The sequence below is a fragment of the Lentibacillus persicus genome (genome assembly GCF_900112705.1).
GTDB classification, from domain to species: domain Bacteria; phylum Bacillota; class Bacilli; order Bacillales; family Amphibacillaceae; genus Lentibacillus; species Lentibacillus persicus.
This window is the reverse complement of sequence record NZ_FOMR01000016.1, coordinates 12845-24825: the sequence shown is the minus strand read 5'-3', so window position 1 is coordinate 24825 and position 11981 is coordinate 12845. Positions and strand designations below refer to the sequence as shown.

Annotated in this window: 12 protein-coding genes; 6 read left to right on the top strand and 6 right to left on the bottom strand. The window is 45.6% G+C overall.

Features of this window, described 5'->3' with window-relative positions; genetic code table 11:
- Positions 1-78 precede the first annotated feature (78 nt).
- A complete protein-coding gene (locus BMZ22_RS15905) occupies positions 79-945 on the bottom strand; it encodes an SDR family oxidoreductase (RefSeq protein ID WP_090087432.1) in 867 nt (288 codons plus the stop codon).
- 203 nt (positions 946-1148) lie between these two features.
- Here BMZ22_RS15905 and BMZ22_RS15900 point away from each other — a divergent pair, with 203 nt between their 5' ends.
- Positions 1149-2093: an LCP family glycopolymer transferase gene (locus BMZ22_RS15900; RefSeq protein ID WP_090087429.1), complete on the top strand. Its 945-nt coding sequence runs from the start codon at positions 1149-1151 to the stop codon at positions 2091-2093.
- Positions 2094-2217: 124 nt separating this feature from the next.
- Complete coding sequence (locus BMZ22_RS15895; protein ID WP_090087427.1) at positions 2218-2637, top strand: hypothetical protein; 420 nt, start codon at positions 2218-2220, stop codon at positions 2635-2637.
- A gap of 55 nt (positions 2638-2692) precedes the next feature.
- On the opposite strand, the gene BMZ22_RS16825 is transcribed toward BMZ22_RS15895, so the two are convergent.
- The 4 genes from BMZ22_RS16825 to BMZ22_RS15875 all read right to left on the bottom strand — a co-directional run bounded on the left by BMZ22_RS16825 (position 2693) and on the right by BMZ22_RS15875 (position 6759).
- Positions 2693-2884 (bottom strand): hypothetical protein, encoded by a 192-nt coding sequence (locus tag BMZ22_RS16825; RefSeq protein ID WP_143069997.1) that lies wholly within the window; start codon positions 2882-2884, stop codon positions 2693-2695.
- 86 nt (positions 2885-2970) lie between these two features.
- Positions 2971-3756, bottom strand: coding sequence for an ABC transporter ATP-binding protein (locus BMZ22_RS15885; protein WP_090087422.1), 786 nt, complete (start codon positions 3754-3756; stop codon positions 2971-2973).
- Positions 3757-3767: 11 nt separating this feature from the next.
- Complete coding sequence (locus tag BMZ22_RS15880; RefSeq protein ID WP_090087420.1) at positions 3768-4943, bottom strand: pyridoxal phosphate-dependent aminotransferase; 1176 nt, start codon at positions 4941-4943, stop codon at positions 3768-3770.
- A gap of 229 nt (positions 4944-5172) precedes the next feature.
- Entirely contained in the window at positions 5173-6759 is a 1587-nt protein-coding gene (locus BMZ22_RS15875; protein WP_090087417.1) for an amidohydrolase, read from the bottom strand.
- Between the two features lie 175 nt (positions 6760-6934).
- Between BMZ22_RS15875 and cbpA the strand changes: the two genes are divergently transcribed.
- The 4 genes from cbpA to BMZ22_RS15855 all read left to right on the top strand — a co-directional run bounded on the left by cbpA (position 6935) and on the right by BMZ22_RS15855 (position 11323).
- Positions 6935-7564, top strand: a complete 630-nt coding sequence (gene cbpA, locus BMZ22_RS15870) for a cyclic di-AMP binding protein CbpA (RefSeq protein ID WP_090087414.1) — start codon at positions 6935-6937, stop codon at positions 7562-7564.
- Between the two features lie 206 nt (positions 7565-7770).
- Positions 7771-8520 carry a DeoR/GlpR family DNA-binding transcription regulator gene (locus tag BMZ22_RS15865; RefSeq protein ID WP_090087412.1) on the top strand — a complete coding sequence of 250 codons (750 nt, stop codon included), beginning with the start codon at positions 7771-7773 and terminating at the stop codon, positions 8518-8520.
- On the top strand, positions 8517-9452 hold the full coding sequence (pfkB, locus tag BMZ22_RS15860; protein ID WP_090087409.1) for a 1-phosphofructokinase: 936 nt from the start codon (positions 8517-8519) through the stop codon (positions 9450-9452). Before BMZ22_RS15865 ends, pfkB begins: the two co-directional genes overlap by 4 nt.
- Complete coding sequence (locus BMZ22_RS15855; protein WP_090087407.1) at positions 9452-11323, top strand: PTS fructose transporter subunit IIABC; 1872 nt, start codon at positions 9452-9454, stop codon at positions 11321-11323. Before pfkB ends, BMZ22_RS15855 begins: the two co-directional genes overlap by 1 nt.
- Positions 11324-11456: 133 nt before the next feature.
- On the opposite strand, the gene BMZ22_RS15850 is transcribed toward BMZ22_RS15855, so the two are convergent.
- Positions 11457-11927 (bottom strand): DinB family protein, encoded by a 471-nt coding sequence (locus BMZ22_RS15850; RefSeq protein WP_090087406.1) that lies wholly within the window; start codon positions 11925-11927, stop codon positions 11457-11459.
- Positions 11928-11981: the final 54 nt, after the last annotated feature.

Genomic DNA, 11981 nt, shown 5'->3' with positions numbered 1-11981 from the left:
TAGTAGATGAATTAAAGGGGCAAAGTGCAATAGGCAAAAGAAGCAAAAATTATGGGACAGGGTCTGACCCCGTCCCATTTATGATGATGTCCATGAGCCGCCGTTGATGTGGATGGCTTGACCCGTCATGTAGGATGATTCATCTGCTGCGAGCATGACGTAGGCCCAGGCGTGTTCGGATGGCTGGCCGGGTCGTTCCATTAAGCTGTCTTGTCCAAATGTTTTAACACCATCTTCATTAAAGGAAGATGGGATCAGCGGGGTCCAGACAGGTCCTGGAGCGACAGCATTTGCCCGGATGCCTTTTTTGGCAAGGCTTTGGGCGATGCTGCGCATAAACGCGGTGACAGCCCCCTTCGTTGCAGAATAATCCATGAAAATCGGATTGCCGCGGTATGCGTTAATGGACGATGTGCTAATAATGGCATCACCTTCCTGCATGTGACGGACCGCTGCTTTGGTTGTATAGAAATGAGAAAAGAAGTTGGTTCTGAAAACTTCTTCAAACTGTTCGGATGAAATATCCAAAAGATCTTCACGCACGTATTGGATGGCTGCATTATTGACAAGTATGTTCAACTTGCCGAATGCTCCAACGGTTTTTTCCACAATATCGATGCAGTGTTGTTCATCTTTTACATCACCCGGCAGCAATACACAATGAGCGCCTTCTGCTTCCACCATTTTTTTCGTCTCCTCGGCGTCTCCATGCTCGTCCAAATAAGAGATGGCCACATTTGCGCCTTCTTTGGCATATAAGATGGCGACTGCACGACCGATGCCACTGTCTCCGCCTGTTATGAGCGCGCTTTTTCCTTTTAATTTTCCAGTGCCTTCATAATCGGTGGGCTGAGCAGGGCGTGGGTTCATATCTGATTCGATACCAGGCTGTTTCGTTTGTTTTTGGCGTGGTGTACTGCCTTTTTGCATTTTTCTTGGATCCATAAGGGAACCTCCTATTCTTTTTGTCTATAACAAGGATAACCGTTTTAATGGAACAGGAAACATCTGAGGAGCAACCCCCGGAGGGTCGTTGCTCTCACCGAATTTTTATTAACATGCCGAGAATGTCTACTCAAAAGATAGTTACAATATTTGTGATAGTATGCGATAATAGAAACTAGAATAGTGTATCGGAGGCTAAGGACGTGGACGAAACAAGAACAAATCGAAATCGTAAAAAACCGAAAAGACGTTGGCTTAAAATTACATTAGCTGTCGCGGCTGTCGTTTTAATCTTAATCGCAGGAGCCGGGGCGTATGCTTATTCCATTTATGGCAATGCCCGGGATACGGTGAATGACGAGATGCATGAACCGGTGGACTCAATCGACCGGGATATGACGAAAAAGAAAATGGAGGCCTCAGAACCGCTCAATATCCTCCTGCTCGGTGTGGATGAGCGCGAACATGACAGCGGCCGTTCAGATGCTTTGATGGTGCTGTCATTGAACCCTGAGAAAGACTCGATGCAGCTTGTAAGTATTCCGCGGGATACGCGGACCACAATCGTGGGTAAAGGTTTTGAGGACAAAATTAATCACGCCTATGCATTCGGCGGGAGTGATATGTCTGTCGCCACCGTTGAAAATTTTCTCGATATCGAACTCGATCACTATGTCCGCATGAATATGGAAGGGTTGAGTGAACTCGTTGACAAGCTTGGCACAATTACGGTCGATAACGAAATCGCCTGGCAGAACGGGGAGTATGATTTTAACACGGGTCCTGTTGAGATGGATGGGAATAAGACAATGGCGTATGTCAGAATGCGCAAACAGGATCCAGATGGTGATTTTGGCCGCACTGAACGCCAGCGCAAAGTGATTCAGGGTATTATTGAACAGGGCGCGTCTGTCGGTTCTGTCGGCAAGATAAATGATTATATCGATGTGCTTGGCAATAATATGGCGACAAACATGGATTTTGACGATATGAAAAGTTTGTTAAACGGCTATCGGAATACCCGTCAAAATATTGTCAGCTATCAGATGAAAGGAAGCGGGACAAATATTGACGGTATCTATTATTTGATGGTGCCCGATGAGGAAATTGCCAAGGTGCATGGCATGATTAAGAAAGAGCGCTCATAATAGCGGAAGGCGCATGTCGCAAGGATTGTGGCGTGCGTTTTTCTATGTGTGCCCGCGGTTTAATATTGCGTCTCAGGGGAATAGGTTAACGTTTCAATGCAGTTTTTGAAGTGAGTGGTTTTAGATGAAAGATGTATTAAAGCTGAGTCTGATTGGTATTATCGCAGGTGTCATTTTATTGGGCATTTTAAAAATTGTTCAGCTGGCTGCCGGCAGTGATGCGTATGTTTTGCTGTTCAACACGGATTATATTCCGCTGCTTCCTGATTGGGGGCCTGAAGACGTTGGCGGAATCGCCTTTCACTTTGTTTTTTGCATTGTGAGTGTGGGCGCGCTGTTTTTTATACTGAAAATGGTGCATCTGGAACGGTCAATACTTTTATATTTCTTAATTTATACAATCGGGAGTGCTGTCTTATATGTGCTGACCGGTCTCACTGATCGGGAGCCGGCGATAGATGACGTGTCTGCATGGGCTTACTGGACAAGCGCGCATGCAGTGTACGCCGGTGTGGTTGGCTGGCTGGTTAGATCATGGGTGTAACCTTGCAAAGAAGCCCTCTTACACAGCGATGGCGCAAGAGGGCTTTTAATGCGTGTTATTTCTTTTTATCCGATCGATCGCTGCGGTATTTTCGTTCACTTTGTGAGTCTTTTTGTGCTGTGAATTTTTGCTTTTCACTTCGCATATTTTCTTTTAAATCTTCATCGGGCGGCTCATCCATAAATTTTTTGCTTTCTTCAAATTCTTCCGGGTTATAGTTCCCTCTATCATTATTTGTTTTCTTCATGTGATCACTCCGTTCAGGTTTTATAGATGTTTTTCCTGTTTGGCGTGACAGTAAACATAGTGCTGACATATCAAAAGAGTGCGGATTTAATCCTGCAGCATTACCCAAGGGCGCTCCCGGTGCCACTCAACGTTAACCGGCATGCCGTAAAACCGGGTTAAATTATCCCCCGTCAAGATTTCACGGCTTTTACCTTGTGCAAAAACAGATCCTTCGCTTAATAGCAGCGTCCGGGAAAATGTCGGCAGTACTTCTTCAATATGATGCGTTACAAAAATAATGGTTGGTGCGTCGTCCTGCTTTGTCAGTTCTTGAACCGTGGCGAGCAATTCTTCACGTGCAATAAAATCAAGTCCGCTCGTTGATTCGTCCAGAAGGAGCAAATCAGGTGATGCCATCAATCCGCGGGCGATTAATAACTTTTGCCGTTCGCCCTGAGAACACGTTTGATACGTACGGCCGGTTAAATGGCTGCATTGCAATTGTCCCATGATGTATGAGGCCCGTGCGTAATCAGCTTTTGCCGGTTGTTCAAACGCCAGGCCGATTGATGCATATTTACCGCTTACAACAATATCTTCGGCGATTTCAGTTTCTTTAATCCGTGCCTCGAGCGACGAGCTTACCCAGCCGATCGATTTGCGAAGCGTACGGATATCAATTTTTCCAAACGGCTGATCCAGAACACGCACGTGACCGGCTGTTGGCCACGAGTAGCCGGTGACAATATTTAACAGTGACGTTTTGCCTGAACCATTCAGGCCCAACACAGCCCAATGTTCACCTTTTTCAACATGCCAGTTGATATCGGATAAAATTGTTTTCTGCTGGCGTCTCCACGAAACTTCTTGCAGATCGATTACACTTGTCATTTGTATCCCCCTTAAAAAATCCCAAGCCGGGCAATCCGCTCTGCAGCTTCTTCAAGCCGTTCTGCTGATTCGAGCAAACCCACACGAACATAGCCTTCTCCATAGTCGCCAAACCCGTTGCCCGGGGCTACTACCACGTGTGCTTCTTCCAATAATTTATTTGAAAATTCTTCAGATGTGTAGTTTGCCGGTACTGGAAGCCAGGCAAAAAAACTTCCGCTTGGTGTGTCAGCATCCCACCCAATATTATGGATGGCCATCATGAAGCGGTCACGGCGTTCAGTATATGTATTAACGAGTTCCCTTACAGATGTCTGATCATCCGTTAGAGCTTTAGCTGCTGCACTTTGGACAGCGCCGAATAAACTCACAAACATATGGTCCTGCAATTTGTTAAGGGCTTCGATTACTGACGGGTTTCCCGCAGCAAATCCGACACGCCAGCCGGCCATATTATATGTTTTAGATAATGTATAAATTTCCACACCAATATCCTTGGCGCCTTCTGACTGAAGAAAGCTCTGTGGTTTAGAATTATCATAAGCCAGTTCACCATACGCAAAATCCTGCGCCACACAAATGTTATGTTCTTTCGCGAGTTTCACCGTTTCATCATAAAATTGTTTGGATGCTACTGACGCAGTCGGGTTGTTCGGGTAATTTAAGATCATTAATTTTGCTTTGTCGAGTACCGCGTCAGGTATAGTGTTGTAATCCGGCAAGAAGTTATTCTTATGCTGCAAAGGCATTGCATAAGGTTCAGCATCCGCCATGGCAACCCCCGACATATAATCCGGGTAGCCCGGGTCCGGTAAAAGCACCGTATCACCCGGGTTTAACAGGCATTGACTTAACTCGATGAGCCCCGCTTTGCCCCCGAACAGAACAGAGATCTCGGATTCCGGGTCAAGTGTTACGCCAAATTCCCGCTTATAATAATCGGCAGCGGCTTTTTTAAAATAAGGAAATCCCCGAAATGGTGCGTATTTATGATTGACGGGGTCCTCAGCTGCGTCTTGAAGTTCTTTAATGATATGATCCGGTGTCGGCAAATCAGGATTTCCCTGCCCAAGATTAATAATGTCATAACCTTGCTGTTTGTAGTCCTGAGCTCTGGCTGCAAGTTTTGCGAAAAATTGCTCCGGTAAACGCTTTAGCATTGCTGATTGTTCGAAGTTCCGTGTCATGCTTGTTCCTCCTTATGACTGAGTACAGGTTTGGTTGTCGAGTAATGTGGAGATCGACAGAATAAATGATAATTTTTGCAAATTTGGGTTGTGTTAATCATAGCTTTGATTGGGGCTATTGTAAAGGGATAGTGAACCGCGTTTAGCAACGTATAGGAACGATAATAAAAGCGGCTTTTTAACAGAATTTTTAGGGCAAAGGGGGGACAGAGATCCCGTCCCTCTGTCCCTATTTTACGTCACCGCCGATGATGGTCATTTCGATTTTGGTTTCCAGCAGTTCGTCGGGGTGTGTCATTTTGAATGGGTCTTGTGAGTAAACCGTCATGTCAGCGAGTTTGCCGCGTGAAATGGTGCCTTTCATGTTTTCTTCATTTGTCGGATAGGCCCCCAATTCAGTAAATAAGCGAAACGCCTCGCTCATGGATAGTTTTTCATCGGGATTCCAGCCGTTATGTGTCTCGCCGGGTGCTTTCCGTGTAACAGCCGCATGAATGCCGAGAAGCGGGTCGATTGGTTCAACGGGAGCATCCGATCCGCCGGCGCAGATGATGCCTGTATGTTGCATCGTTTTCCAGGCATAGGAAAAATCGGACCGCTGTTTGCCAAGGCGCTCGTGCACCCACGGGAAATCACTCGCTACAAACCGTGGCTGAATGTCGGCAATCCGGTTTGGTCCAGCGAGCCGCTTGATCAATTTCTCATTGACAATCTGTGTATGTATCAGCCTGTCCCGGTATGATACGGAGGGAAACTGATCGAGAATATCGAGCACATTTTTAAGCGCCTGGTCACCAATCGCGTGAACAGCCACCGGCATAGATAGTTTCCGCGCCGCATGAATGATGTCATACATTGTTTCCTGATCAAACATTGCTTCGCCGTATGTATCCGGGGCATCGCTGTATGGCTCTGATAGCAACGCTGTACGTCTTCCCAGCGCGCCATCTGCAAACATCTTGACCGCACCAATTTGCAGTCGGTCATTGCCGTATCCTGCGTACATGCCGTGCGCCCGCAAATCCTCCAAGTAGTCATGATCGATGAGCAGGTTGCTTCTTGGGCCTGCCAGTTCGTGATTCAGAAGTTCATCGTAAAGTTGATATGTTTGACTGAGACCGCCGAGAAAGTGTGGGTCATTTGTATGAACACTCGTCAATCCTTTGGAGGCCGCATATTTCAATGCTTGCCGCAGGGCTTTTTTCAGTTGGTCATACGTTTTCTCCGGTATATGCTCGGTGAACAGTTGTGACGCTGATTCAAGGATGAGCCCTGTCGGTTGTTTCGTTCGTTCATCGTGAACAATTGAGCCGCCTTCAGGAACTGCCATTTCCGGATGGTATTGTGCTAAGTTGAGTGCTGTGTTGTTAACGAGTGCAGCATGACTGCAAACACGCGGTATGTATAATGGATGGTTCCGTGAGACGTTGTCCAGCTCATCAATTGTCGGGATGCCGCTGTCGGTAAACAGGTTTTCATCCCAGCCCCGTCCAAGCAGCCATTCACCTGGTCCGAGCGATTTGGCGTGATGATGAATTTTCTCAAGCATTTCCTGTTTGGACGTCACACCTGTTAAATCGAGATTCATAAAGTTTTCAGCGACAATCGACAGGTGCAAATGGCTGTCAATCAGACCAGGGGTAACCGTTTTGCCTTGTAAATTAATTGTTTTACTATGCGGTGATTCCCACTGCAGACGCATATTATCAGTTGTGCCGATATCGATGAAGCGGTCATTTTCAACCACCACCGCCTGGGCAAGTGGTTGGATGTTATCAAATGTATAGAAGTTGCCGTTTATGTAAATTTTGCGCATTGGTGCTACCAAACCTTTCAGTGTGGAGGATACATTAGTTGAACACTATTATACCAAAAATCGGACTGCATCGTTATAGCGTTGACTTATAAACTTTATATTTGAATTGAAATCTAATCATATGTATAGGAAAATAGAATAAATTGGAATGCTACAGCAGATGGGAGGCCGCTTGATGATTATTAATGAAGATTATGTTGATAAGCGGGAAGTTGTTTATGTACATGAAACCGATAGTAAGCAGGCAGCGCTGGATAAGCTGGTGGATTCAGGTTACCGATGTATCCCGGTGCTTGATGAAGCCGGAGAAAAGTACGTCGGCAATATTTACAAGGTTCACTTAATGGAAGAGGAAATCGAAGGGTTATTAGAAGGGCCGCTCAGTGACCTTATTACTGATGAGAAAGGATTCGTCAACTACAAAGATCCATTTGTCAAGGTATTTTCATCGATTAAAGAATTGCCGTTTCTAGGTGTCGTTGACGATGACAAAACGTTTCTTGGCATCTTAACGAACGGAAATATTATTCAAGTGCTGGAAAACGCGTGGGGTGTCCATAATGGCAGCTATTCACTAACGATAGGTACCATTGAATACTCGGGGGCGCTGAGGCGCATGCTGAAAGTCGTCAACAAGTATTGCAATTTACAGAGCGTTATCTCACTTAACAACGATTCGCAGTTTGTCCGCCGTGTCTGTATTGTGCTGCCCGAAGATGTCAATGAAACTACGATGAAACAAGTAGTTGCCGATCTTGAAAAAGACAACTTTACCGTAACCGATATCGAAGTTCTGCAATCATAGAGGGACAGGTGTCAGAAGCCCTGTCTCAAAAATAACAATTAAATAGGTTTGGGAAACGCGGGGAGAACATCCTCGCGTTTTTTTATATGGTTCAAGTTAGCTGATTTCGAGTAATCGATGTGTTGTTGATGAACTTCCGTTTATGCTTTTTGATTGTTTTTGAACGTTTTTGATGGTATTATAATGGTTGAGGAGGTTGGACGTTCATGTTAACAGAAGAACGGCATCAGCTGATTTTGAATCGTTTACAACAGGAAGGCATATTAAAATCGCAACAGCTCATGGATCTTATCGGATGCTCGGAATCAACAATTAGACGGGATTTAGCCCAGCTTGAAGAAGACGGTTTGTTAATACGCATTCATGGTGGAGCGAAACGGACTTATCAATTGAGCGAAGAACTGACTGCTTCTGAAAAAACATTCAAAAACCATCAGTCCAAAGAATCAATAGGTAAATTAGCTGCTGGGTTGGTTGAAAACAATGAGGTCATTTTTATTGATGCCGGCACAACCACCTATGCCATGCTGCCGTACTTAGCAAACAAATCTATTGCGGTTGTGACAAACGGCATACAGCATGCATCGCTTCTGACCGATCAGGGCATCGAAACGTACGTGCCGGGTGGGAAAATTAAACCTTCAACCAAAGCAATAATTGGATCACAAACTTTGAGCGAACTCAAAAACTATCGTTTCGATAAAGCTTTCCTGGGGATGAACGGGATTGATCCTGCTTTTGGCTGTACAACCCCTGACCCTGAGGAAGCGGCGTTAAAACAGATAGCGCATCAGCATGCGGCTTCTGGTTTTCTTTTAGCTGACCAAAGTAAATGGAATCAGGTTAACTTTGCCAAAGTATGTGAGCTTGGTGATGTTACGATCGTTACCGATGCATTACCCGATCATCTTGAAGACTATCAAGAAATCACGACAATTATGGAGGCGGCAAAATGATTTATACGATAACGCTTAACCCTTCGATTGATTATATCGTTCACGTTAATGAGCTGAATCTCGGTGAACTAAATAAAATGGATAATGAAATGATGTTTGCTGGCGGTAAAGGGATTAATGTATCCCGGCTATTGCATGAACTGGGCTATGAGACCACGGCTCTTGGCTTTTTAGGCGGCTTTACAGGAAGTTTTATTGCCGAAACACTTAAAAACAAGGGTATACGAACCGATTTCACGCCGATTCAAGGTGCAACCAGAATTAACATTAAATTAAAGGCTCGCAGCGAAACGGAAATTAATGGCCGCGGACCGGACATTATGCCGGAAGAAGCTGAACGTTTGCTGCAACAGCTTGAAGGGGTGACCAGTCAGGACATTGTAATTGTATCAGGAAGCACACCGCCATCTTTATCAAATGACTTTCAAATTCGATTAGCGGAGCGAATTAACCGATCTGGTGCATCGTTTGTTATTGACACGACGGGAGAAGCTTTAAAATCCGTTCTGGAGTACCGGCCGCTGCTGGTCAAGCCAAACAAAAACGAACTTGCCGAACTATTCGGGGTAACACTTAATAATCAGGATGACGTTATCTATTACGGAAAACATCTTTTGAAATGCGGTGCCAGAAACGCGATTGTGTCCATGGCCGGCGAAGGGGCACTGCTATTCACGGAAGAAGGTATTTACTACGGTCAAGCACCACGGGGACAGGTGAAAAATTCTGTCGGGGCAGGCGATTCAATGATCGCTGGTTTCACTGGAAAGTTGACAGCAACCCCGGATATGACAGAAGCATTTCGGGTGAGTTTGGCAGCAGGCAGTGCGACTGCTTTTTCGGATGATTTGGCCAAGGCGGCTGACATTTCACGCTTACTGGATAAAGTCGCGATTACCCGCGTGTCTACAAGCGAAAAAGGAGGAAAATGATGAACATTAATGACTTGCTCCGCAAAGATATCATGATTATGGATATGAAGGCGTCTGACAAAGCATCTGCTATTGACGAAATGGTCGCGTCATTAGCAGCAAATAATGTGATCAATGATCGGGAGACGTTTAAAGAAGCCATAATAAAACGGGAAGAGCAGACATCGACCGGGTTGGGCGATGGAATTGCGATGCCGCATGCAAAGACGGATGCAGTGAATGAGGCAACGGTGCTGTTTGCCAAAAGTGAAGCCGGTCTTGATTATGAAGCCTTGGACGGACAACCGACATATCTGTTTTTCATGATTGCCGTTCCGGATGGAGCTAATGATACGCATCTGCAAACGTTGGCGGCGCTGTCGAGAATGCTGATTGATCAGGCGTTTGTCTCTCAATTGAAACAAGCTTCAACACCGGAAGAGGTTCAGAGGCTTTTCCATCAAGAGGAGAACCCAGCAGAAACGTCCGTTGATGAACAAGCAGAAGGTGAAAAGACGGAAGAAAAACCGTTCGTTGTTGCCGTCACAGCTTGTCCGACCGGGATCGCCCACACTTATATGGCTGAAGATGCGTTAAAGAAACAAGCGGCTGAAATGGGCATTGATATTCGTGTGGAGACGAACGGCTCTGATGGCGCTGCGAATGCCTTGTCACCAGAAGAGATTAAACGAGCGGCCGGTGTTATTGTGGCCGCTGATAAAAATGTGCCGATGACGCGTTTTAATCAGAAACCCGTGCTGGAACGTCCGGTATCAGAAGGCATTAATAACGCGGAAGAACTGATTACAAAGGCAATGAAAGGCGATGCTGCCATTTATCATGCGAATGAAGCTGCAGAGAATGAGGGTGAATCTGAAGCATCAATGTCTGTGTGGCGAAAAATTTATAAAGATTTGATGAACGGTGTTTCTCATATGCTGCCATTCGTCGTTGGCGGCGGCATCTTGATGGCGGTATCGTTTTTATTGGAAGGGATTCTCGGAAGTGATCACGAGCTGTTTAACTTTTTTAATACGATCGGAAGTAATGCCTTTAATTTTCTGATTCCAATTCTTGCCGGTTATATTGCCATGAGTATTGCCGATCGTCCCGGATTGATGCCTGGTCTTGTCGGCGGTTTTATGGCAGTGGAAAGCAACGCCGGTTTTCTCGGCGGATTGGTTGCCGGTTTTCTCGCCGGTTATCTTGTATTGCTCGTTAAACGGTGGTTCCGCAACTTGCCGAAATCACTCGACGGGTTAAAATCAGTGTTGCTTTATCCGGTGACAGGGTTGTTATTAATCGGCCTTTTCATGTATTTTATTATCGGTCCGGTTTTCTCCACAATCAATACCAGTATGATCAGTTTTCTGGAAAACCTGGGAACCGGCAATGCCGTTATTCTTGGTGCACTGCTTGGCGGCATGATGGCTATTGATATGGGTGGTCCGTTTAATAAAGCCGCTTACACGTTTGCGATTGGTATATTTACTGATACCGGTGACGGCAGCCTGATGGCGGCTGTTATGGTTGGCGGGATGGTTCCGCCGATAGCGATAGCACTGGCGACGACGTTTTTCAAAAACAAATTCTCAGAACAAGAGCGGGAGTCAGGTTTGACGAATTATGTGATGGGACTTTCGTTTATTACAGAAGGTGCTATTCCGTTTGCCGCTGCCGATCCGGTTCGTGTCATTGGCTCGTCGGTTGCCGGCGCATTAATTGGCGGCGGCCTTACCCAGCTATGGGCAAGTTCAATACCTGCACCGCACGGCGGTATCTTTGTCATTCCATTGGCCGAAAATGCCTTGTTTTTCCTGGTAGCCCTGGCAATCGGCTCGGTTGTAGCAGGCATCATGCTAGGCATATGGAAGAAAACCGTCAGGTCATAAATTAAGCTGGAGTATCTTTTGATTTCAATATAAAAGACGAACGATAAGTAGGGTGCTGAAACGGTGTAATTCAACTCCCATGCTATCAATCGTTCGTCTTTTCATTTATTCTTTAATTGTTTTATCCCGGTCCCTAAATTTCGTCGGGCTGGCGGGTGAAATTGGGTACTTCTTTAACCCCGGTCATGCGGACGTATGTGAATAGTTGTCCTTTGTGGTGGACTTCGTGATCAATGGCATTGGAAAACCAATATGTACCGGGTGCCCGCAGTTTGTTGAACTGAATGTATCCTTTCATTTGATAGGAAAAAATGGTCGATATTTCTTCTTTTGTTTCTTCGGTGTACCGCTGGACAATTGTTCGGACATCGTTAATTGTTTTGTAATTTGTTTCTTCCGGTGGCGCTTCGAATTCGCCTTTTTTGATGCCCCTGACAAACATATAGGTTGACGTTACAATGTGAATCGCAAGTTCGCTTAGTGACATCGCACCATCCCACGGTCTGTAATGTATGTTCTCATCATCTACCAGGGCAAGTAAATCATCCAGTACCATCCGATGCTGCAGCCAGCCATTCACGGCACCTTCCATTCCGTTACTCATATGACTCCCCCTAACTAAAAATAGTCTATCGTCAGTATAACGTCTTATCCCTAT

Excerpts from the sequence above, each read along its gene's own strand:
- BMZ22_RS15905 (WP_090087432.1), bottom strand. The coding sequence starts at position 945 with ATGGATCCAAGAAAAATGCAAAAAGGCAGTACACCACGCCAAAAACAA.
- BMZ22_RS15895 (WP_090087427.1), top strand. The coding sequence starts at position 2,218 with ATGAAAGATGTATTAAAGCTGAGTCTGATTGGTATTATCGCAGGTGTC.
- BMZ22_RS16825 (WP_143069997.1), bottom strand. The coding sequence starts at position 2,884 with ATGAAGAAAACAAATAATGATAGAGGGAACTATAACCCGGAAGAATTT.
- BMZ22_RS15885 (WP_090087422.1), bottom strand. The coding sequence starts at position 3,756 with ATGACAAGTGTAATCGATCTGCAAGAAGTTTCGTGGAGACGCCAGCAG.
- BMZ22_RS15880 (WP_090087420.1), bottom strand. The coding sequence starts at position 4,943 with ATGACACGGAACTTCGAACAATCAGCAATGCTAAAGCGTTTACCGGAG.
- BMZ22_RS15875 (WP_090087417.1), bottom strand. The coding sequence starts at position 6,759 with ATGCGCAAAATTTACATAAACGGCAACTTCTATACATTTGATAACATC.
- cbpA (WP_090087414.1), top strand. The coding sequence starts at position 6,935 with ATGATTATTAATGAAGATTATGTTGATAAGCGGGAAGTTGTTTATGTA.
- BMZ22_RS15865 (WP_090087412.1), top strand. The coding sequence starts at position 7,771 with ATGTTAACAGAAGAACGGCATCAGCTGATTTTGAATCGTTTACAACAG.
- pfkB (WP_090087409.1), top strand. The coding sequence starts at position 8,517 with ATGATTTATACGATAACGCTTAACCCTTCGATTGATTATATCGTTCAC.
- BMZ22_RS15855 (WP_090087407.1), top strand. The coding sequence starts at position 9,452 with ATGAACATTAATGACTTGCTCCGCAAAGATATCATGATTATGGATATG.
- BMZ22_RS15850 (WP_090087406.1), bottom strand. The coding sequence starts at position 11,927 with ATGAGTAACGGAATGGAAGGTGCCGTGAATGGCTGGCTGCAGCATCGG.